Consider the following 22,957-nt stretch of genomic DNA (forward strand, 5'->3'; position numbering starts at 1 on the left):
TGTTGGCAATTGTATCCTTGTGACCGCAGGCTGTGGTCACATTTCCTATTTTAATTCGATAAGCACAGGATAAGCATGCTCGATCCCAATCTGCTGCGTAATGAGCCAGACGCAGTCGCTGAAAAACTGGCACGCCGGGGCTTTAAGCTGGATGTAGATAAGCTGCGCGCTCTTGAAGAGCGTCGTAAAGTACTGCAGGTACAAACTGAAAATCTGCAGGCAGAGCGTAACTCTCGATCGAAATCCATTGGCCAGGCGAAAGCGCGCGGGGAAGATATTGAGCCATTACGCCTGGAAGTGAACAAGCTGGGTGAAGAGCTGGATCAGGCGAAAGCGGAGCTGGACGTTCTTCAGGCCGAAATTCGTGACATCGCTCTGGCTATCCCGAACATTCCTGACGACAGCGTGCCTGTCGGCAAAGACGAGAACGACAACGTTGAAGTGAAGCGCTGGGGTACGCCTCGCGAGTTTGACTTCGAAGTGCGCGATCACGTGACGCTGGGCGAAATGCACGCGGGCCTGGACTTTGCCGCTGCGGTTAAGCTGACCGGCTCTCGCTTCGTAGTAATGAAAGGTCAGATTGCCCATCTGCACCGCGCCCTGGCGCAATTCATGCTGGATCTGCACACCGAGCAGCACGGCTACAGCGAAACCTATGTTCCGTATCTGGTTAACCACGATACGCTGTACGGTACGGGCCAGCTGCCGAAATTTGCCGGCGATCTGTTCCATACCCGTCCGCTGGATGAAGAAGCAGACAGCAGCAACTATGCGCTGATCCCAACCGCGGAAGTGCCGCTGACCAACCTCGTGCGTGATGAGATCATTGACGAAGACGATCTGCCAATCAAGCTGACGGCACACTCTCCGTGCTTCCGTTCAGAAGCCGGTTCTTACGGTCGCGACACCCGTGGTCTGATCCGTATGCACCAGTTCGACAAAGTCGAGATGGTGCAGATTGTCCGTCCGGAAGAATCCATGGACGCGCTGGAAGAGATGACTGGCCATGCGGAAAAAGTGCTGGAGCTGCTGGGCCTGCCGTATCGCCGCATGGCGCTGTGCTCCGGTGACATGGGCTTTGGTGCCTGCAAAACCTTCGACCTGGAAGTCTGGGTGCCCGCACAGAACACCTACCGTGAAATCTCCTCCTGCTCTAACGTCTGGGATTTCCAGGCGCGCCGCATGCAGGCACGCTGCCGCAGCAAATCTGACAAGAAAACCCGTCTGGTGCATACCCTGAACGGTTCTGGTCTGGCTGTTGGCCGTACGCTGGTTGCTGTGCTGGAAAACTACCAGCAGGCAGATGGCCGCATCGAGATCCCTGAAGTGCTGCGTCCATACATGAAAGGCCAGCAGTACATCGGCTAATTCTTTGCCTCACAACAAAAAAGCGCCTTCGGGCGCTTTTTTTATGCCTCTGAATTGACACGACGCAATACCCCCCCCCTCTAAAGTAGTAATACTCCTCCGAATGAAAGTCAGCATAAGACGCTGATAACGAAGAAATTCGTTATTTACAAAACTATATAGCGGTTCGTGCCGCCTCTTTTTTCTTTGTGAGCAACCAAAGTGAGTCTCTATGAAAATCAAAGCGCCTGAAGCGTTAATGGCTGCCGAGGTCACTCGCCGTGGGTTGATGAAAACCACGGCAATAGGCGGCCTGGCTGTAGCCAGCAGCGCCTTCACGCTCCCTTTTACCCGGCTGGCGTCGGCGGCGGACGCACTATCCGCAGCCGCAGCTCCGGAAAAAGTGGTGTGGAGTGCGTGTACCGTAAACTGCGGTAGCCGTTGTCCGCTGCGTATGCACGTGGTGGATGGCGAAATTAAGTATGTCGAAACCGACAACACCGGGGACGATAACTACGAAGGGTTACACCAGGTTCGCGCCTGCCTGCGCGGTCGCTCCATGCGTCGCCGCGTCTACAACCCGGATCGTCTGAAATACCCAATGAAGCGTGTCGGTAAGCGTGGGGAAGGGAAGTTTGAGCGCATTAGCTGGGACGAAGCCTACGACATTATCGCCACCAACATGCAGCGCCTGATCAAAGAGTACGGCAACGAGTCCATCTACCTGAACTATGGCACCGGGACGCTGGGCGGCACGCTGACTCGCTCCTGGCCACCGGGTAAAACGCTGGTCGCGCGTCTGATGAACTGCTGCGGCGGTTATCTCAACCACTACGGCGACTACTCTTCCGCACAGATTGCCGCAGGTCTGAACTACACCTACGGCGGCTGGGCCGACGGCAACAGCCCGTCCGATATCGAAAACAGTAAGCTGGTCGTCCTGTTCGGTAACAACCCGGGCGAAACCCGCATGAGCGGCGGCGGGGTGACGTACTACCTCGAGCAGGCCCGCGCCAAATCTAATGCCCGCATGATCATTATTGATCCGCGCTATACCGACACCGGTGCCGGGCGCGAAGATGAGTGGATCCCCATTCGTCCCGGTACCGATGCGGCACTGGTTTCCGCGCTGGCGTGGGTGATGATTACTGAAAACCTCGTCGATCAGCCGTTCCTTGACAAATACTGCGTCGGTTATGACGAGAAAACGCTGCCAGCCAGTGCCCCTGCAAATGGTCACTACAAGGCATATATTCTCGGCCAGGGCAGCGACGGCGTAGCGAAAACGCCGGAGTGGGCCTCCACCATCACCGGTATTCCGGTCGAGCGCATTGTTCAGCTGGCGCGTGAGATTGGTTCAGCTAAACCGGCCTACATCAGCCAGGGCTGGGGACCGCAGCGTCATGCGAATGGTGAAATCGCCACCCGCGCTATCTCCATGCTTTCAATTCTGACCGGCAACATCGGCGTTCATGGCGGTAACACCGGCGCGCGCGAAGGTTCTTATGAAGTGCCGTTTGAGCGGATGCCGACGCTGGATAACCCGGTTCAGACCAGCATCTCCATGTTTATGTGGACTGACGCGATCGAGCGCGGCCCGGAAATGACCGCGCTGCGCGACGGCGTTCGGGGCAAAGACAAGCTGGATGTGCCGATCAAGATGATCTGGAACTACGCCGGCAACTGCCTTATCAACCAGCACTCGGAAATCAACCGCACCCATGAAATTCTGCAGGACGACAAGAAGTGCGAGATGATTGTGGTGATCGACTGCCACATGACCTCCTCGGCAAAATATGCCGATATTCTGCTGCCGGACTGCACCGCGTCTGAGCAGATGGATTTCGCGCTGGACGCTTCCTGCGGCAACATGTCCTACGTGATCTTTACCGACCAGGCCATCAAGCCGCGCTTCGAGTGCAAAACCATCTATGAGATGACCTCCGAACTGGCGAAGCGATTGGGCGTCGAACAGCAGTTTACCGAAGGGCGTACTCAGGAAGGGTGGATGCGCCATCTGCACGAGCTCTCTCGTAAAGCAATTCCCGATCTGCCGGACTTCGACACCTTCCGCAAGCAGGGCATGTACAAGCAGCGTGACCCGGAAGGGCATCACGTGGCGTATAAAGCGTTCCGTGAAGATCCGCAGGCGAATCCGCTGACCACGCCGTCGGGCAAAATCGAAATCTACTCCGAAGCACTGGCAAAAATCGCGTCTACCTGGGAGCTGCCGGAAGGAGATGTTATCGATCCGCTGCCGATCTACACGCCGGGGTTCGAAAACTATAACGATCCGCTGACGGCGAAATTCCCGCTGCAGCTGACCGGTTTCCACTACAAGGCGCGCGTGCACTCCACCTACGGCAACGTTGACGTACTGAAGGCCGCCTGCCGCCAGGAGATGTGGATCAACCCGATGGATGCCAAAGCACGTGGTATCCGTAACGGGGATCGCGTGCGTATCTTTAACGGTCGCGGCGAGGTACACATTGAAGCCAAAGTGACACCGCGCATGATGCCTGGCGTAGTGGCACTGGGGGAAGGGGCCTGGTACAGCCCGGATGCCAACCGCATCGACCAGGCAGGCAGTATTAACGTCCTGACCACGCAGCGTCCGTCGCCGCTGGCGAAAGGCAACCCGTCTCACACAAACCTTGTCCAGGTTGAAAAGGTTTAAGGAGTAACCGATGACAACCCAGTATGGATTTTTCATTGATTCCAGCCGTTGCACCGGGTGCAAAACCTGCGAGCTGGCCTGTAAAGATTATAAAGATCTCACCCCGGACGTGAGCTTCCGCCGTATTTACGAATACGCCGGGGGCGACTGGCAGGAAGATAACGGCGTCTGGCATCAGAACGTCTTTGCCTATTACCTGTCGATTGCCTGTAACCACTGTGAAGATCCGGCCTGCACCAAGGTGTGCCCGAGCGGGGCGATGCACAAGCGGGAGGACGGTTTTGTGGTGGTGGATGAAGATGTCTGCATCGGCTGTCGCTACTGCCATATGGCGTGCCCGTACGGCGCGCCGCAGTACAACGCCGCCAAAGGACATATGACCAAGTGCGACGGCTGCCACAGCCGCGTAGCGGACGGCAAAAAGCCAATCTGCGTCGAGTCCTGCCCGCTGCGCGCGCTGGATTTTGGTCCGATAGAAGAGCTGCGTCAGAAACACGGTCAGCTTGCCGCTGTGGCACCGCTGCCGTCCGCGCACTTCACCAAGCCGAGTATTGTCATTAAACCTAACGCCAACAGCCGTCCGACGGGTGACACCACCGGCTACCTGGCAAATCCGAAGGAGGTGTGAGATGGGAAGTGGATGGCATGAATGGCCGCTGATGATCTTCACGGTCTTTGGGCAGTGCGTAGTGGGCGGCTTTATTGTTCTGGCGCTGGCGCTGTTAAAAGGGAACCTCAATGCCGAACAGCAGCAGCGTTTAGTGTTGAGCATGTTTGGCCTGTGGGTGCTGATGGGGATTGGATTTATCGCCTCTACGCTGCACCTGGGCTCACCGATGCGCGCGTTCAACTCCCTGAACCGCGTGGGGGCGTCGTCGCTCAGTAACGAAATTGCCAGCGGGGCAATCTTCTTTGCCGTCGGCGGGCTGGGGTGGCTGCTGGCTGCGTTGAAGAAATTGCCTGCGGGCCTGCGCAGCCTGTGGCTGATCGTCACCATGGTATTGGGCGTGGTGTTCGTGTGGATGATGGTGCGCGTCTATAACACTATCGATACCGTTCCAACCTGGTACAGCGTCTGGACGCCGATGAGCTTCTTCCTGACGATGTTTATCGGCGGGCCGCTGCTGGGCTACCTGCTGCTGCGCGTGGCGGGGGTAAACGGTTGGGCAATGCGTCTGCTGCCAGCCGTTTCGCTGCTGGCGCTGGTGGTGAGCGCGATGGTCGCCCTGATGCAGGGGGCCGAGCTGGCAACCATTCACAGCTCTATCCAGCAGGCTTCTGCGCTGGTGCCGGACTACGGTTCGCTGATGGCCTGGCGCGTGGTGTTGCTGGCAGCTGCGCTGGTGTGCTGGATCGCCCCTCAGCTTAAAGCTTATCAGCCTGCACTGCCGCTCCTGTCACTGGCTTTTGTGCTGGTGCTGGCAGGGGAGTTAATTGGTCGCGGTGTGTTTTACGGCCTGCATATGACGGTCGGTATGGCTATCGCCAGCTAATTTCATTTTTCGTTATAAAAAGCCGGGACATAGCGCCCGGCTTTTCTTTTTTTCATTCATGAAATTTTTCGACTGTCGTTTTGTTTTAATTTAGGTCATTAATAAATAAAAACAGATACATAATTAATATCTATAGCAGGCGCTGCATTAGCAGGATAAGTTTTTTAAATCGACAGGGAACATATTGTGCGAGCCGGCTAAATCTGTGGATTGACTTTGTTTTTGCCAGTGGCATGATGCGCACGAAATCTGAACTTCCTCACGGTTTTTAATCCATGACCACCTATACCCGGCCAGTGCTCCTGTTGCTCTGTGGCCTGCTTCTGTTGACCCTGGCGATCGCCGTGTTAAACACGCTCGTCCCGCTGTGGCTCGCCCATGAAAACTTACCGACCTGGCAGGTGGGTATGGTCAGCTCGTCCTTTTTTACCGGGAACCTGTTGGGCACATTATTAACCGGTAGCCTGATTAAGCGTTTTGGCTTTAATCGCAGCTATTATCTGGCCTCGCTGATTTTCGCTGCCGGGTGCGCCGGGCTGGGTCTGATGGTGGGCTTCTGGAGCTGGATGGCATGGCGCTTTATCGCCGGCGTCGGCTGCGCGATGATTTGGGTGGTGGTTGAAAGCGCGCTGATGTGTAGCGGTACCTCCCGCAACCGCGGACGTCTGCTGGCGGCCTATATGATGGTTTACTACGTCGGTACCGTTCTGGGTCAACTGATGGTCAGCAAACTGCCAACCGACCTGATGAGCGTGCTGCCGTGGGTAACCGGCATGGTGCTGGCCGCGATCCTGCCGCTGCTCTTTACGCGCATTGTGAACCAGAACAGCGAACATCAGGAAGCGACCCACGTCTGGCCGATGTTGAGACTTCGCCAGGCGCGTCTGGGCGTAAACGGCTGCATTATTTCGGGAATTGTACTGGGCTCGCTCTATGGCCTGATGCCGCTCTACCTGAATCATCAGGGCGTCAGCGATTCCGGAATTGGTTTCTGGATGGCGGTGATGGTCAGTGCGGGTATTGTGGGGCAATGGCCGATTGGCCGCCTGGCGGACCGTTTTGGTCGTCTGCTGGTGCTGCGCGTTCAGGTCTTCGTGGTGATCATGGGATGCCTTGCGATGCTCAGCAACGCCGCGATGGCGCCTGCACTGTTTATTCTTGGGGCCGCAGGATTCACGCTTTACCCGGTCGCGATGGCGTGGGCCTGTGAGAAAGTAGAACATCACCAGCTCGTGGCAATGAACCAGGCGCTATTATTAAGCTATACCATCGGTAGCCTGCTGGGACCGACATTTACCGCGATGCTGATGCAGAATTATTCCGATAATTTGCTGTTTATCATGATTGCCAGCGTGTCGTTTATTTATCTCCTGATGCTGCTGCGCAAAGCGGGCGAGCATCCAACCCCTGTGGCGCACGCCTGATTAAATAAAAGCCTGTCGATGACAGGCTTTTTTGTCCCTGTCACATATAAGACTTTTACGCATTGTTTGTTTTTCCCGCCTGGCGATAATTCAAATGAGTTCTACCACAAAAGGCAACAATCATGTCTATACGTCGTTTTTCCACTACCGCACTTGCCGTAGTGTTGTCTTTAACGTTTGCAACGGCTCCGGTCATGGCGAATCCTGGAAACGGGAATGGCGGTGGTCATGGAAACAGTGGCGGACAAGGTAATGGCGGCAATCATGGTAACGGAAATTCTGGTAATTCCGGTAACCATGGTAATAAGCAAAATAGCGGAAAGGAAAACCCTGGAAAATCGGATAAGAGCTTCAAAAACAGCAAAGATGTCGGTAATGACGTCGACGCTCGCGTGAGCTTCGATCATGCCCGCCACCTGGCCCTGAATTATGGCTTAACGGGCTATGAGTCTCTGCCTCCGGGGATTGCGAAAAACCTCGCACGCGGTAAACCACTTCCTCCGGGCATTGAGAAGAAGACCGTACCAGCCTCTATGCTCGGCCAGCTTCCTTCTTACCCGGGCTATGAATGGCGCGTGGTCGGGGACGACCTGGTCTTAATTGCGCTGAGTACGGCAATTGTGACCTCCGTAATTAACGGCGTCTTTAAATAGAATATAAAAAGGCCCGGTTCTTACCGGGCCTTCTCTTTAATACATGACCTTGTGGCCGTACTGCTCAAGAATACCTTTCACGCGTTCCATCGTCTCTTTTTTCGGCGGCTTCACGCCATCAAGCTTGTACTCTTCGCCCATCGCCACCCATTTATGTTTACCCAGTTCGTGATAGGGCAGAAGCTCAATTTTCTCGACGTTGCCCATGTCGCGGGTAAATTCACCCAGGCGATGCGCGGAGTCATCGTCATCTGACCAGCCGGGAACAACAACGTAGCGGATCCAGGTTTTGATGCCTTTATCGGCGATGTATTTGGCAAACTCCAGCGTACGGTGGTTAGAAACGCCAACCAGATTCTGGTGGATCTCATCGTTCATTTGTTTGAGATCGAGCATCACCAGATCGGTCACGTCGAGCAGTTCATCAATGACCGGATCGTAGCGGCGTACAAAGCCGTTGGTGTCGAGACAGGTATGAATGCCTTCTTTATGGCAGGCGCGGAACCAGTCGCGGACAAACTCAGCCTGAAGAATAGCTTCACCGCCGGACGCGGTCACGCCACCGCCGGATGCGTTCATAAAGTGGCGGTAGGTCACCACCTCTTTCATCAGATCTTCCACGGTGACTTCTTTACCGCCGTGCGTGTCCCAGGTGTCGCGGTTATGGCAGTACAGGCAGCGCATCAGGCAGCCCTGGAAAAAGGTAATAAAGCGGATCCCCGGGCCATCGACGGTGCCACAGGATTCAAAGGAGTGAATGCGACCAATAGTTGACATTGCGGTGATATCTCCGAATTTGGCCCATCCGGGGGCCTGTGTAGTTGCACAGCTCAAAGGCTATGTCGAGTCTGTTTTGGCTGTTATCCATAAAGTATAGATAGCGGACAAAAGAGACTGGTGAAGCGAGGGTGTTAAAAAGGCCCCACTTGCGTGGAGCCTTTATTGTACGCTTTTTAACGCGTGATTTCAGTCAATTCCACTTACATGGACTGAGTGAAAGTACGGGTGATAACGTCCTGCTGCTGTTCTTTCGTCAGGGAGTTAAAACGTACTGCGTAGCCAGATACGCGGATGGTCAGCTGAGGATATTTCTCAGGATGTTCCATCGCGTCGAGCAGCATTTCACGGTTCATTACGTTCACGTTCAGGTGCTGACCACCTTCGATGGACGCTTCGTGGTGGAAGTAACCATCCATCAGACCCGCGAGGTTAGTTTTACGCACTTCGTCGTCTTTACCCAGCGCGTTTGGCACGATAGAGAAGGTGTAAGAGATACCATCTTTCGCGTAAGCAAACGGCAGTTTAGCAACGGAGGTCAGAGAAGCTACAGCACCTTTCTGGTCACGACCGTGCATTGGGTTAGCACCTGGGCCAAATGGCGCGCCAGCACGACGACCGTCTGGGGTGTTACCGGTTTTCTTACCATACACAACGTTAGAGGTGATGGTCAGAACAGACTGAGTCGGGATAGCGTTACGGTAGGTAGTGAGTTTCTGAATTTTCTTCATGAAACGTTCTACCAGGTCAACCGCCATGTCATCAACACGAGCGTCGTTGTTACCAAACTGCGGGTATTCACCTTCGATTTCGAAGTCTACGGCCAGACCGTCTTCGTCACGAATTGGTTTAACTTTCGCGTATTTGATTGCAGACAGGGAGTCCGCCGCAACGGACAGACCTGCGATACCACACGCCATGGTGCGGATAACGTCACGGTCGTGCAGCGCCATCAGAGAGGCTTCGTAGCTGTACTTGTCGTGCATGTAGTGGATAACGTTCAGCGCGGTCACGTACTGCTTAGCCAGCCAGTCCATGAAGTGGTCCATGCGCTCCATGACTTCGTCATAGTTCAGCACGTCGCCTTTGATTGGCTCAGACTTAGGACCAACCTGCATTTTCAGTTTTTCATCAACGCCGCCGTTGATAGCGTACAGCATGGTTTTCGCCAGGTTTGCACGCGCACCGAAGAACTGCATTTGTTTACCAACAACCATTGGGCTTACGCAGCAAGCGATAGCGTAGTCGTCGTTGTTGAAGTCCGGACGCATCAGGTCATCGTTCTCGTACTGCAGAGAAGAGGTGTCGATGGACACTTTAGCGGCGAATTTCTTGAAGTTCAGAGGCAGTTTTTCAGACCACAGAACGGTGATGTTCGGCTCCGGAGAAGGACCCATGGTGTACAGGGTGTTCAGGAAGCGGAAGCTGTTTTTGGTAACCAGCGTACGACCGTCAACGCCCATACCACCGATAGATTCGGTTGCCCAGATTGGGTCACCAGAGAACAGTTCATCATATTCTGGGGTACGCAGGAAGCGAACCATACGCAGTTTCATGACCAGGTGGTCAATCATTTCCTGAGCGTCTTGCTCGGTGATTTTGCCTGCTTTCAGGTCACGTTCGATGTACGCATCCAGGAAGGTGGATACGCGGCCGAAGGACATTGCTGCACCGTTCTGAGACTTAACTGCGGCCAGGTAGCCGAAGTAGGTCCACTGGATAGCTTCCTGAGCGTTGGTCGCAGGACCAGAGATATCACAGCCGTATTTAGCCGCCATCTCTTTGATCTGACCCAGCGCGCGGTGCTGTTCAGCAATTTCTTCACGCAGACGGATAGTCGCTTCCAGGTTTACGCCGTTTTCCAGGTCAGACTGCAGGGAAACGAACTGCGCGTATTTGTCTTTCATCAGGAAGTCGATACCGTACAGCGCAACGCGACGGTAGTCACCGATAATACGGCCACGGCCATAGGCATCTGGCAGACCAGTCAGAACGCCAGACTTACGGCAGTTCAGAATGTCTTTGGTATAAACATCGAATACGCCCTGGTTATGGGTTTTGCGGTATTCGGTGAAGATTTTTTTCAGCATTGGGTCCAGCTCGCGGTTATACGCTTTGCAGGAACCTTCAACCATTTTGATACCACCGAACGGGATGATGGCGCGTTTCAGTGGTGCTTCAGTCTGCAGACCAACAATTTTCTCAAGGGCTTTGTTGATGTAGCCAGCATCGTGAGAAGTGATGGTGGATGCAACGGAGGTGTCAAAATCAACTGGCGCGTGAGTGCGGTTTTCCAGTTTAACGCCTTCCATTACGCTGTCCCACAGCTTGGTGGTCGCGTCAGTTGCGCCAGCCAGGAAGGATTCGTCACCTTCATACGGGGTATAGTTTTTCTGAATGAAGTCACGCACGTTGACTTCATTCTGCCAGTCACCTTTCGCAAAACCTTCCCAGGCTGTGGCTAACTTTTCATTAAGCTCGGACATGTAACACCTACCTTCTTAAGTGGATTTTTTATTTACTGCCTGAGACAACCATTAATGATGGTCGCCGCCACGCAGGTAAATGACCCAGTATGTCAACCCAACTAACAGACCCCCACCGATAATGTTCCCGATAGTGACGGGGATCAGGTTATCAGTAATGAAATTCATAATAGTCAGGTGAGAGAAACTTTCCGGGGATGAACCAACTGCGGTCCAGAACTCCGGGCTTGCAAAGTTGCGGATAACAATCCCCATCGGGATCATGAACATATTCGCAATACTGTGCTCGAAGCCGCTGGCAACAAACATCGCAACCGGCAGAACCATAATCATGGCTTTATCCATCAGGCTACGGCCAGAGTAGCTCATCCAGACCGCCAGGCAGACCATCAGGTTTGCGAGGATGCCGAGAGCAACGGCTTCGATAAATGTGTGATGCATTTTGTGGTCAGCGGTTTGCAGGACATTAAGCCCCCAGCCGCCGTTGGCGGTCATATACTCGCCAGAGAGCCACATCAACAGAACAAAGAGCAGACAGCCAATCAGGTTACCAACGTAGACGTTAAGCCAGTTGCGCGCCAGTTGACCCCAGGTAATTCTTCCGCTGGCTTTCGCCACAACAATCAGCACCGTTGAGGTGAAGAGGTCGGCGCCGCAAATGACGCAGAGAATCAGACCCAGTGAGAAGCAAATGCCGCCAATCAGTTTGGCCATGCCGAAAGGCATTCCGGCAGTACCGGTGGTGGCGGTGATGTAGAAGACGAAAGCGATAGAGATGAACACACCAGCGGTGATCGCCAGATAGAACGTCTTCATCGGGTGTTTCGTTGCTTTATAGACACCCGCTTCTTCGGCAACTTTTGCCATCGCGGCGGGGAGTAAAAGATCAAAAGGGTTGTCAGCTTTCACACTAACTCTCTCTTTATTAAGTCGGCGACGAGATACTAACAAAGCATTATAGAAGAGAAATTGATATAGATCATATCTCGCCTGGCTTATAGGCCCGCAGTATGTATGGTTTTACAACAAATGCGGAGTAAGTATTTGATTATCCGTATAAAAATAAATTTTAAAAGTTATGAAAAGAGTTGAATTTTTTCGTTCGGCCCCCTTCGAAACAGTTAATTAATATGGAGTATTTACCATAAAAAGTAACAATAAAGCCCAGGCAAATATTATTATATTTACCCGTGTTTAACTTTATTATTACAATCAACAATCATTGCCGAAGAGAATAAAAAACGGGGCAATGAAATTGCCCCGTAATATAGCCCAGACGATTGAATACGCCTACTGCCGTTAATGTTATATGCGTTTATTTTGACCAGTAAGCGGCTTTTGCTTTCTGCAGTTTTTCATAGGCCTTCAGCAGAGACTGATGCGCCGGGAAGGCTTTCAGATCGCTGTCAACCGCCTGCAGACCGTAGAACGGCTCTTCACCGCTCAGCGCCGCGCTGGCGGCTTCAACCGCTTCAGCACCGTACATACGTACGAAAGCGTTCAGGTACTGCAGTGGCTCACGATCGTCTTCCTGCGCAAGCAGCAGCAGGGTTTGCAGGCAGCGGTAATAGTTGGTGCGCTCGGCGGAGAAGACCGACTGGTTAAACTCCATGGTCCATTCTGTCCAGGCCAGAGCCTGATCCAGATCGCCGCCCGCGAGGGCCAGCATCGCTTTCAGTTCACCGATGCGCAGCGTGTACCAGCCGTTATCTTTCCCGGTCGCCAGACCCAGCAACTCGCGCACGCGGGTAAAGTCATCGTGGCCTTCATCGTCCAGCTGGGCTATCAGGTTGAGATAATCTTCTTTTTCCCACTCGCTGCCCGGCAGGGAGAGTAGGGTTTCACGCAGGTGCGCGCCCATGCTGTTGTTTGCGAGCCACAGATCTTCCGCCGGGTAGATATCGGACATGCCAGGTACGATGATGCGGCACGCGTAAACGCCCAGGTGTTCGTAGTCGGCAATGTAGACTTCCTGATCTTCGGCGTTGAAGATTGCCATCAATGTAGCGAACTCTTCTTCGGTGGTACCGGCAAAGCTCCAGTCCACGAACGGAAAGTCCGCGTCCTGCTTGAACATATCCCAGGAGATCAAACCGCTGGAGTCGATGAAGTGGGTTTCGAGGTTGGTGTGCTCGGCCACTTCTTCATCGTCAAACGTTGGCGGGGTGAATACGTCGAGATCTTTCAGGCTACGGCCCTGCAGCAGCTCGGTCACGGTACGCTCCAGCGCCACGCCGAAGTCAGGGTGCGCGCCGAAGGAGGCGAAGCAGGTTCCGTTAGTCGGGTTAAACAGCACGACGCAGATAACCGGATATTTACCGCCCAGCGAGCCGTCATAGGCAAAGATTGGGAAACCTTCGGCTTCCAGTTTGGCGATGGATTCCACCACGCCCGGGTAGCGCGCCAGCACGTCTGCCGGAATTTCAGGCAGGCTGATGGATTCGGCAATAATACGGTTTTTGATATGACGCTCGAAGACTTCAGAGAGACCCTGCACGCGCGCTTCATTGCGGGTGTTACCGGCGGACATACCGTTAGACACATACAGGTTGCCGACGATGTTCATCGGGATATAGACGGTCTGCTCGTCAGACTGACGGGTGAACGGCAGGGCGCAGATCCCACGCTCTTCATTACCAGACTGCAGATCGATCAGCATGCTGGCGGTCAGTTCGTTTTCCGGATCGTAGAAGGCACGCAGACGGCCATCCAGAATGCCTTCCGGCAGTTCATCGTCTTCGGTCAGCGGGAACCATTTTTCGTTCGGATAGTGAACGAACGGGCCGTTGGCGATGGTTTCACCCAGCCAGAAGTCAGCGAAGAAATAGTTGGTGGACAGACGCTCAAAATACTCACCCAGCGCAGAGGCCAGTGCCGCTTTTTTCGTCGCACCTTTACCGTTGGTAAAGCAGAGCGCGCAGTCTTTGTCGCGAATGTGCACGGACCAGACGTGAGGCACCGGATTGAGCCAGGAGGCTTCTTCGATGTTAAAGCCCAGGTCGGTCAGTTTCTGCTGGAAGCGAGCGATGGAATCTTCCAGAGCGGCGTCTTTGCCGGGGATAAACGTTTGAGTCATGGCGTTCACTTTTATCGTACGTAAAGCGCGCAATGATACGGGTTTTGCGTGACGGGTGCTATCTCCGGCGAAAATAAATGGCTGGGCTATGCTTAGTAGCAGTAACTGACTGTTAAGGCATAGAAAAATGAAAGCATTTGATCTCCAGCGGATGGCGTTTGATAAAGTTCCACCTGAATTTCTGGGCGAAGTGGCGCTGCGCAGCCTGTATACCTTCGTACTCGTCTTCCTATTTCTCAAAATTACCGGCCGTCGTGGCGTTCGTCAGATGTCGCTGTTTGAAGTGCTGATCATCCTGACGCTGGGCTCGGCGGCGGGGGACGTCGCGTTTTATGACGACGTGCCGATGGTGCCGGTGTTTATCGTTTTTGTTTCCCTCGCCTTGCTTTACCGGCTGGTGATGTGGCTGATGTCAAAAAGTGAAAAGCTGGAAGATCTGCTTGAAGGGAAACCGGTCGTTATTGTCGAGGACGGTCAACTGGCCTGGGAAAATGTGCAAAGCGCCAATATGACCGAGTTTGAGTTCTTCATGGAGCTGCGCCTGAATAGCGTTGAACAGCTCGGACAGGTGCGGCTGGCTATTATGGAAACCAATGGGCAAATCAGCGTCTATTACTATGCTGATGACGACGTCAAGCCCGGCCTGTGTATCCTGCCGGATATGTTAGTAGAACGGTTCAGGGTGATACCTGAAACCGGGGAGTATGCATGTATAAAATGTAGTCATGTTGTGGGGATGCATGCAGGCGATCATCAATTATGCCCTCGTTGTGCAAATCCGGAATGGACAAAGGTTAGCCGGGCTAAACGCCTCGTCTGACAGCGATTTTGTCGGTTTTGTGACGACGAGGCGGCAGATTGTTTTGTGTGACGAAGGGCACATTTCCCCGGTCATAAGTTTTAGACATTGCGGCGCGTGTCACTGAATGATAAAACCGATATCCACAGTTATAACTTATGGCTTTTAGCGTGGTGAGGGGAAATGGCTCAAGTTTTTAATTTCAGTTCAGGTCCGGCAATGTTACCGGCAGACGTGCTCAAACAGGCTCAACAGGAGCTGTGTGACTGGAACGGTCTGGGTACGTCGGTGATGGAAATCAGCCACCGGGGTAAAGCGTTTATTCAGGTGGCGGAAGAGGCAGAAAAGGATTTTCGCGATCTGCTGAACATTCCCTCGAACTACAAAGTATTGTTCTGTCACGGCGGTGGACGCGGCCAGTTTGCTGGCGTACCCCTGAATATCCTGGGCGACAAAACGACGGCTGACTACGTTGACGCGGGTTACTGGGCGGCAAGCGCCGTAAAAGAAGCGCACAAATACTGCACGCCGAACGTTATTGACGCCAAAGTGACCGTTGACGGTCTGCGCGCCGTGAAGCCAATGCGCGAGTGGCAGCTTTCTGATAACGCCGCCTACCTTCACTACTGCCCGAACGAAACCATTGACGGAATTGCCATCGACGAGACGCCAGACTTCGGCAAAGACGTTGTGGTTGCCGCCGACTTCTCCTCCACCATTCTGTCTGCGCCACTAGACGTCAGCCGTTACGGCGTTATCTATGCGGGCGCGCAGAAAAATATCGGTCCTGCGGGCCTGACTATCGTCATCGTGCGTGAAGACTTGCTGGGTAAAGCCCATAAGTCCTGCCCGTCAATCCTGGATTACACCATCCTGAATGACAACGACTCCATGTTCAACACCCCACCAACGTTTGCCTGGTACCTTTCCGGCCTGGTCTTCAAATGGCTGAAGCAAAACGGCGGCGTGGCGCAGATGGACAAGATCAATCAGCAAAAAGCCGAGCTGCTGTACGGCACGATCGACAAGAGCGATTTCTACCGTAACGATGTAGCGAAAGCGAACCGTTCGCGCATGAACGTACCGTTCCAGCTGGCAGACAGCAGCCTGGACAGCGTGTTCCTGGAAGAGTCGTTCGCAGCGGGTCTGCACGCGCTGAAAGGCCATCGCGTGGTTGGCGGGATGCGTGCTTCCATTTATAACGCCATGCCGCTGGAAGGCGTTAAGGCCCTGACCGATTTCATGATCGACTTCGAACGTCGTCACGGTTAATTTGCTGTTTTTCACCTCCGCAGCGTCCCTGCGGGGTTTTTATTATGTTGAGTTGAGAGTTTAGTTTTCATGGAATCCCTGACGTTACAACCTATCGCGCGGGTAGATGGCACCATCAATCTGCCTGGTTCAAAAAGTGTCTCGAACCGCGCTCTGCTGCTGGCAGCTCTGGCAAACGGCACCACCGTCCTCACCAACCTGCTGGACAGCGATGACGTGCGCCATATGCTCAATGCGCTGAAAGCGTTGGGCGTTCATTACACACTCTCTGACGATCGTACCCGCTGCGAAGTGACCGGCAACGGCGGCGCGCTGCAGGCGAGTGACGAGCTTGAGCTGTTTCTGGGTAACGCGGGTACCGCGATGCGTCCGCTGGCGGCAGCCCTGTGCCTCGGGAGCAATAACATCGTGCTGACCGGCGAGCCGCGCATGAAGGAACGTCCGATCGGCCATCTGGTAGATGCCCTGCGTCAGGGCGGCGCGCAGATTGAGTATCTGGAGCAGGAAAATTACCCGCCACTGCGTCTGCGCGGGGGCTTTACCGGCGGTACCGTCGAGGTTGACGGCAGCGTCTCCAGCCAGTTCCTGACGGCGCTGCTGATGACCGCGCCGCTGGCCCCGCAGGATACGGTTATCACGATTAAAGGTGAGCTGGTCTCCAAACCGTATATTGATATTACGCTGCATCTGATGAAAACCTTCGGCGTTGAGGTTGAAAACCAGTCTTATCAGCGTTTCGTGGTTCGCGGCGCGCAGCAGTACCAGTCGCCGGGCAACTACCTGGTTGAAGGCGATGCTTCATCCGCATCCTATTTCCTTGCCGCTGGCGCGATTAAAGGCGGTACGGTAAAAGTGACCGGCATTGGCCGCAACAGCGTGCAGGGCGATATTCGTTTTGCTGACGTGCTGGAAAAAATGGGCGCGGTTGTCACCTGGGGGGATGATTTCATCTCCTGTACCCACGGTGAGCTGAACGCCATCGACATGGACATGAACCATATCCCGGATGCGGCGATGACCATTGCCACGGCGGCGCTGTTTGCCAAAGGCACCACCACGCTGCGCAACATCTATAACTGGCGCGTAAAAGAGACGGACCGCCTGTTCGCGATGGCAACCGAGCTGCGTAAAGTCGGTGCTGAGGTAGAAGAGGGCGAAGATTACATTCGCGTTACCCCTCCGGCAAAACTGAACTTTGCTGAAATCGGGACCTATAACGATCACCGTATGGCGATGTGTTTCTCGCTGGTGGCGCTGTCCGATACCCCTGTGACCATTCTCGATCCGAAATGTACGGCGAAAACCTTCCCGGACTATTTCGAACAGCTGGCGCGCATTAGCACCCTGGCATGATGAAGTCTTGCCGCATCACCTGATGCGGCATTTCCTTACGCTTCCTGACGATCTTTCCCGCTCATTTCTTCTACACTCTGCTTCTATCATTCCGTAATTTGCACGCAAAGGTAACAGTTGCGCACGTTGGCGCGTATAATGCGCGGCGTTCATGTTAACGGTATGCCTTATTTAAGGAGAAAAAGATGACGGCAGTTGCCCCGGTAATCACCATTGATGGGCCGAGTGGCGCAGGGAAAGGTACTCTGTGCAAAGCGATGGCGGAAGCATTGCAATGGCATCTTTTAGATTCGGGAGCAATCTATCGCGTGCTGGCGCTGGCTGCGCTGCATCATCACGTGGATGTCGCCTCTGAAGAAGCGCTGGTACCGCTGGCTGCGCATCTGGATGTGCGTTTTGTTTCCACCGATGGCAACCTGGAAGTGATCCTGGAAGGGGAAGACGTGAGCGGCGAAATCCGTACGCAGGAAGTCGCTAATGCGGCCTCCCAGGTGGCGGCTTTCCCACGCGTTCGCGAGGCGCTGCTGCGTCGCCAGCGAGCGTTTCGTGAAGCCCCGGGTCTGATCGCTGATGGACGCGACATGGGAACCGTGGTCTTCCCTGATGCGCCAGTAAAAATCTTCCTTGACGCCTCTTCGGAAGAACGTGCTCAACGCCGTATGCTTCAGTTGCAGGAAAAGGGGTTTAGTGTTAACTTTGATCGCCTTTTATCCGAGATAAAAGAGCGCGATGACCGCGATCGTAACCGCGCCGTCGCACCGCTTGTTCCTGCAGCAGATGCATTAGTTCTGGATTCAACCAGTTTAACTATTGAGCAAGTGATTGAAAAAGCGCTACAATATGCGCGCCAAAAACTGGCACTCGCGTAATCGCGACCGATTTAGCAGTACCCCCGCTGCAATGGATTGACGGCGGGTATGTGAAACAACCCCATCCGGCACGGAGCCAGGTGGACGTTAATATTAACCTGAAGATTAAACATGACTGAATCTTTTGCTCAACTGTTTGAAGAATCCTTAAAAGAAATCGAAACCCGTCCGGGTTCCATCGTTCGCGGTGTTGTTGTTGCTATCGACAAAGACGTAGTACTGGTTGACGCCGGTCTGAAATCTGAGTCCGCCATTCCGGCTGAGCAGTTCAAAAACGCCCAGGGCGAGCTGGAAATCCAGGTTGGTGACGAAGTTGACGTTGCTCTGGACGCAGTAGAAGACGGCTTCGGCGAAACCCTGCTGTCTCGTGAGAAAGCTAAACGTCACGAAGCATGGATCACGCTGGAGAAAGCTTACGAAGAAGCTGAAACTGTGGTCGGTGTTATCAACGGCAAAGTTAAAGGTGGCTTCACTGTTGAGCTGAATGGTATTCGTGCGTTCCTGCCAGGTTCACTGGTAGACGTTCGTCCAGTCCGTGACACCCTGCACCTCGAAGGCAAAGAGCTTGAGTTCAAAGTAATCAAGCTGGACCAGAAGCGTAACAACGTTGTTGTTTCCCGTCGTGCCGTTATCGAATCCGAAAACAGCGCAGAACGCGATCAGCTGCTGGAAAACCTGCAGGAAGGCATGGAAGTCAAAGGTATCGTTAAGAACCTCACTGACTACGGCGCATTCGTTGACCTGGGCGGCGTTGATGGCCTGCTGCACATCACCGACATGGCGTGGAAACGCGTTAAGCACCCAAGCGAAATCGTGAACGTGGGCGACGAAATCACTGTTAAAGTGCTGAAGTTCGACCGCGAGCGTACTCGTGTATCCCTCGGCCTGAAACAGCTGGGCGAAGATCCATGGGTAGCTATCGCTAAGCGTTACCCAGAAGGTACTAAACTGACTGGTCGCGTAACCAACCTGACCGACTACGGCTGCTTCGTTGAAATCGAAGAAGGCGTTGAAGGCCTGGTGCACGTTTCCGAAATGGACTGGACCAACAAAAACATCCACCCATCCAAAGTTGTTAACGTTGGTGATGTAGTGGAAGTGATGGTTCTGGATATCGACGAAGAACGTCGTCGTATCTCCCTGGGCCTGAAGCAGTGCAAAAACAACCCATGGCAGCAGTTCGCGGAAACCCACAACAAGGGCGACCGTGTTGAAGGTAAAATCAAGTCTATCACTGACTTCGGTATCTTCATCGGCCTGGACGGCGGCATCGATGGCCTGGTTCACCTGTCTGACATCTCCTGGAACGTTGCAGGCGAAGAAGCAGTTCGTGAATACAAAAAAGGCGACGAAATCGCTGCAGTTGTTCTGCAGGTTGACGCAGAGCGTGAGCGTATCTCCCTGGGCGTTAAACAGCTCGCAGAAGATCCGTTCAACAACTGGGTTGCACTGAACAAGAAAGGCGCAATCGTAAACGGTAAAGTGACTGCAGTTGACGCTAAAGGCGCAACCGTAGAACTGGCTGACGGCGTTGAAGGTTACCTGCGCGCTTCTGAAGCTTCACGTGACCGCGTTGAAGATGCCACTCTGGTTCTGAACGTAGGCGACGACGTTGAAGCTAAGTTCACCGGTGTTGACCGTAAGAACCGTGCAATCAGCCTGTCTGTTCGTGCTAAAGACGAAGCTGATGAGAAAGATGCAATCGCAACTGTTAACAAACAGGAAGATGCAAACTTCTCTAACAACGCAATGGCTGAAGCTTTCAAAGCAGCTAAAGGCGAGTAATATCAGGTTCTCAGCATCATTTGAGCTGTAACGCATTTACAGCGCGAAGGATGAGGAGCAAACTTGACAGATTACAGGATTCGTCCTGTAATCAATAACAAAGGGCGGCTACGGCCGCCCTTGTTTAATGAGCTGTTCAGCTAATTGGTTTGAAAGGAACCGGAGGAATCATGACCAAGTCAGAATTGATTGAAAGACTTGCCAGTCAGCAACCGCATATCCCTGCCAAGGCAGTGGAAGATGCCGTAAAAGAGATGCTGGAGCATATGGCCTCCACTCTTGCCCAGGGCGAGCGCATTGAAATCCGCGGTTTCGGTAGTTTTTCTCTGCACTATCGTGCTCCACGTACCGGGCGTAACCCGAAAACTGGTGATAAAGTCGAGCTGGAAGGGAAGTACGTTCCACACTTTAAGCCGGGTAAAGAACTGCGCGATCGCGCCAATATTTACGGCAACTGAGTTTAGCCAGCCGGTTAAACTGGGTTCGAAAGAAAGCACCTGCGGGTGCTTTTTTTGTCTCCGTCACTTTCATTCTGAAGGTGTCTCGCATTTTAAGTTGCGTTTTCTGCAACGCGCTAAAAACCTTGCAGTGCTTGCTGTAGATTGCATTTTTCACATCTGACACCCCGCTCGATCTGCCCGCATACTGCCACCCATAAACAGGGAGGTAGCAATGGGAATTCCCGCTTTAGGTATCTGCGCCATTCTGGCGATAGCCCCGTTACTCTGGTTACCTGAACTGCCATCGCGTTATACCATCTGGATAATGATGGCTGGCGGGGTTGCACTGGCCGCGCGCCAAAACGTACGGCTGAAGTATGTGGGGATGACGCTGTTATTTTGCGTGTGGGGCATTCTGGCCGCGCAAGAGAGCGTCTGGCCGATGCAGCATTTAACCGCAGGTGCCGTGCAGGCCGAGGTGGAGATCGCCGCGACTGATGGTGCCACTGTGCATCAGGGAAAATTACTCACCGTTGATGGCCAGCGCTGGTGGGCGTCAACAGGCGTAACGCTTTATGGTCATTATCTGCCGCAGAAAGCGTGTACCGGTCAGCGCTGGGCGATGACGCTCCGGCTCAGGCCTGTACACGGCGAACTGAACGACGGAGGGTATGACCCCCAGCGCAGCGCTATTGCCCGCCATCAAACGCTAAGTGGGCGTTTTACCCATGCAGAACTCATCGATGGACGCTGCAGCCTGCGAGCGCAATACCTGACATCGCTGCAAAACCGACTTTCAGTTTATCGCTGGGGCGCGGTTATCCTCGGGCTGGGCATGGGAGAACGTCTGGATGTCCCCAGGGAAATAAAAGACCTGATGCGTGAAACCGGCACGCTGCATCTGATGGCGATTTCGGGTCTGCATATCGCGCTGGCGGCCTCCATCGTCTGGTTTCTTGTGCGCGGGCTTCAGTTTTTATTACCTTGCCATCGGGTCAACTGGCAGATGCCTCTGCTGGCAGGGGTATTCTTTGCTGCTTTCTACGCCTGGCTGACCGGTCTGCAACCGCCCGCGCTACGCACGGTCATCGCACTTTCTGTGCTGGCGGCGCTGCGGATCGGTTCCCGGCAATGGTCTCCATGGCAGGTGTGGATCTGCTGTGTCGCGGCGATCCTGATAAGCGATCCCTTAGCCATATTTTCGCAGAGTCTGCTTTTGTCTGCATTTGCCGTCGCCGCGCTGATTTTCTGGTTTCAGTGGTTGCCGCTTCCTCACTGGCAGTGGGCTCGCCGGATACGTCCGCTGCTGAACCTGGTCTATCTGCAGGTCGGCATGCTGTTACTTCTCATGCCGCTACAGGTTCTGATTTTCCATGGCTTTAGCATTTCATCGTTGATCGCCAACTTCTTTGCCGTTCCGTTGGTGACGTTTGTCTGCGTACCGCTGATTTTACTCGGCATGCTGCTCCATCTGCTGCCGCTGGCGGGGCTGGAAAGCGGCATCTGGTATGCAGCCGATAAGACGCTTGCCGGGTTGTTCTGGTTGCTGATGCGCCTGCCAGACGGCTGGCAGAGTGTGGACCAGCGCTGGCAGTACATGACGTTACTGCCGTGGCTTATCCTCATCGGCTGGCGTTTCCGTGCCTGGAAAACCGTTCCTGCCGTTTGTCTGGCGGGAACTGTCTTGCTGGCTTCTCCCCTCTGGCGGACGGCGAAAAGCGACGCCTGGACGCTCCATATGCTGGACGTGGGGCAGGGGCTGGCAATGGTTATTGAACGACAGGGAAAAGCCATTCTTTACGATACCGGGCTTGCCTGGCCGGGCGGGGATAGTGCACAGCGGTTAATTACTCCATGGCTGCGCTGGCATCATCTGCAGCCGGAAGGCGTTATTCTCAGCCATGAGCATCTCGACCATGCGGGAGGCCTTGTATCGCTGCAAAAAACATGGCCCGAAATGTGGGTAAGAAGTCCGTTGCACCAGACTGGGCATCGACCCTGCTTTCGCGGGCAAAGATGGCAATGGCAGGGGTTAACGTTCACCGTCCACTGGCCCACTGAAAATTATCCGGCTCAGGGTAACAATCACTCCTGCGTGGTAAAAATTGACGACGGCGAGCAGAGCGTTCTGCTGACGGGAGACATTGAAGCACAGGCAGAACAGGCTATGCTTAGCCATTACTGGCAGCATCTAACGTCCACCCTCATACAGGTACCTCATCACGGCAGCAATACCTCGTCGTCATTGCCGCTGGTACAGCGGGTTGAGGGACAGATAGCTCTGGATTCAGCGGCCCGCTATAACGCATGGCGATTCCCGTCGGCTAAAGTAGTCCGGCGCTATCGAAAAGAGGGATATATCTGGCACGATACCCCCCATTCCGGGCAAATATCGGTGACATTTTCGCACCATCGCTGGCAAATCCGGCGCGTGCGGGATCAATTTTTACCCCCCTGGTATCATCAGTGGTTTGGCGCGCCCGTAGATAACGGGTAGAATATGCGG

At 54.0% G+C, this 22,957-nt stretch carries 17 protein-coding genes; 13 read left to right on the top strand and 4 right to left on the bottom strand.

Annotated features, from left to right (window positions below; genetic code table 11):
• Positions 1–75: 75 nt before the first annotated feature.
• From serS to ACMWL8_RS19685, 6 genes are all read left to right on the top strand, one after another.
• Positions 76–1,368: a serine--tRNA ligase gene (serS, locus tag ACMWL8_RS19660; protein WP_045261771.1), complete on the top strand. Its 1,293-nt coding sequence runs from the start codon at positions 76–78 to the stop codon at positions 1,366–1,368.
• Positions 1,369–1,579: 211 nt separating this feature from the next.
• Positions 1,580–4,024 carry a dimethylsulfoxide reductase subunit A gene (gene dmsA / locus ACMWL8_RS19665; RefSeq protein ID WP_045261770.1) on the top strand — a complete coding sequence of 815 codons (2,445 nt, stop codon included), beginning with the start codon at positions 1,580–1,582 and terminating at the stop codon, positions 4,022–4,024.
• 10 nt (positions 4,025–4,034) lie between these two features.
• The gene (locus tag ACMWL8_RS19670) at positions 4,035–4,652 is read left to right on the top strand and encodes a DMSO/selenate family reductase complex B subunit (protein ID WP_014883208.1); all 618 of its coding nucleotides are present in this window, start codon (positions 4,035–4,037) and stop codon (positions 4,650–4,652) included.
• A 1-nt stretch (position 4,653) separates the two neighbouring features.
• Positions 4,654–5,517: a dimethyl sulfoxide reductase anchor subunit family protein gene (locus ACMWL8_RS19675; RefSeq protein ID WP_045261769.1), complete on the top strand. Its 864-nt coding sequence runs from the start codon at positions 4,654–4,656 to the stop codon at positions 5,515–5,517.
• 275 nt (positions 5,518–5,792) lie between these two features.
• Positions 5,793–6,941 carry an MFS transporter gene (locus ACMWL8_RS19680; RefSeq protein WP_045261768.1) on the top strand — a complete coding sequence of 383 codons (1,149 nt, stop codon included), beginning with the start codon at positions 5,793–5,795 and terminating at the stop codon, positions 6,939–6,941.
• Between the two features lie 122 nt (positions 6,942–7,063).
• On the top strand, positions 7,064–7,594 hold the full coding sequence (locus ACMWL8_RS19685; protein ID WP_045261767.1) for an anti-virulence regulator CigR family protein: 531 nt from the start codon (positions 7,064–7,066) through the stop codon (positions 7,592–7,594).
• 36 nt (positions 7,595–7,630) lie between these two features.
• Here ACMWL8_RS19685 and pflA read toward each other — a convergent pair whose 3' ends face one another.
• The 4 genes from pflA to ycaO form a co-directional block, all read right to left on the bottom strand.
• Complete coding sequence (gene pflA, locus ACMWL8_RS19690; RefSeq protein ID WP_028012563.1) at positions 7,631–8,371, bottom strand: pyruvate formate lyase 1-activating protein; 741 nt, start codon at positions 8,369–8,371, stop codon at positions 7,631–7,633.
• A 203-nt stretch (positions 8,372–8,574) separates the two neighbouring features.
• Positions 8,575–10,857: a formate C-acetyltransferase gene (gene pflB / locus ACMWL8_RS19695; protein ID WP_023338210.1), complete on the bottom strand. Its 2,283-nt coding sequence runs from the start codon at positions 10,855–10,857 to the stop codon at positions 8,575–8,577.
• 51 nt (positions 10,858–10,908) lie between these two features.
• Complete coding sequence (gene focA / locus ACMWL8_RS19700; protein WP_028012564.1) at positions 10,909–11,766, bottom strand: formate transporter FocA; 858 nt, start codon at positions 11,764–11,766, stop codon at positions 10,909–10,911.
• 406 nt (positions 11,767–12,172) lie between these two features.
• On the bottom strand, positions 12,173–13,933 hold the full coding sequence (ycaO, locus tag ACMWL8_RS19705; protein WP_045261826.1) for a 30S ribosomal protein S12 methylthiotransferase accessory factor YcaO: 1,761 nt from the start codon (positions 13,931–13,933) through the stop codon (positions 12,173–12,175).
• Positions 13,934–14,060: 127 nt separating this feature from the next.
• Here ycaO and ACMWL8_RS19710 point away from each other — a divergent pair, with 127 nt between their 5' ends.
• The 7 genes from ACMWL8_RS19710 to ACMWL8_RS19740 all read left to right on the top strand — a co-directional run bounded on the left by ACMWL8_RS19710 (position 14,061) and on the right by ACMWL8_RS19740 (position 22,948).
• Positions 14,061–14,753: a DUF421 domain-containing protein gene (locus tag ACMWL8_RS19710; protein WP_028012566.1), complete on the top strand. Its 693-nt coding sequence runs from the start codon at positions 14,061–14,063 to the stop codon at positions 14,751–14,753.
• Between the two features lie 162 nt (positions 14,754–14,915).
• Complete coding sequence (serC, locus tag ACMWL8_RS19715; RefSeq protein WP_045261766.1) at positions 14,916–16,004, top strand: 3-phosphoserine/phosphohydroxythreonine transaminase; 1,089 nt, start codon at positions 14,916–14,918, stop codon at positions 16,002–16,004.
• 69 nt (positions 16,005–16,073) lie between these two features.
• Positions 16,074–17,357: a 3-phosphoshikimate 1-carboxyvinyltransferase gene (gene aroA / locus ACMWL8_RS19720; protein ID WP_045261765.1), complete on the top strand. Its 1,284-nt coding sequence runs from the start codon at positions 16,074–16,076 to the stop codon at positions 17,355–17,357.
• A gap of 185 nt (positions 17,358–17,542) precedes the next feature.
• On the top strand, positions 17,543–18,226 hold the full coding sequence (cmk, locus tag ACMWL8_RS19725) for a (d)CMP kinase (RefSeq protein ID WP_045261764.1): 684 nt from the start codon (positions 17,543–17,545) through the stop codon (positions 18,224–18,226).
• 111 nt (positions 18,227–18,337) lie between these two features.
• The gene (gene rpsA / locus ACMWL8_RS19730; RefSeq protein ID WP_008499966.1) at positions 18,338–20,011 is read left to right on the top strand and encodes a 30S ribosomal protein S1; all 1,674 of its coding nucleotides are present in this window, start codon (positions 18,338–18,340) and stop codon (positions 20,009–20,011) included.
• 170 nt (positions 20,012–20,181) lie between these two features.
• Positions 20,182–20,469 (top strand): integration host factor subunit beta, encoded by a 288-nt coding sequence (gene ihfB, locus ACMWL8_RS19735; RefSeq protein ID WP_008499965.1) that lies wholly within the window; start codon positions 20,182–20,184, stop codon positions 20,467–20,469.
• Between the two features lie 214 nt (positions 20,470–20,683).
• On the top strand, positions 20,684–22,948 hold the full coding sequence (locus ACMWL8_RS19740; protein WP_045261763.1) for a ComEC family protein: 2,265 nt from the start codon (positions 20,684–20,686) through the stop codon (positions 22,946–22,948).
• Positions 22,949–22,957 lie beyond the last annotated feature (9 nt).

The organism is Enterobacter sp. 04-C-12-SI-ECC (genome assembly GCF_047530715.1).
GTDB lineage: Bacteria > Pseudomonadota > Gammaproteobacteria > Enterobacterales > Enterobacteriaceae > Enterobacter > Enterobacter bugandensis.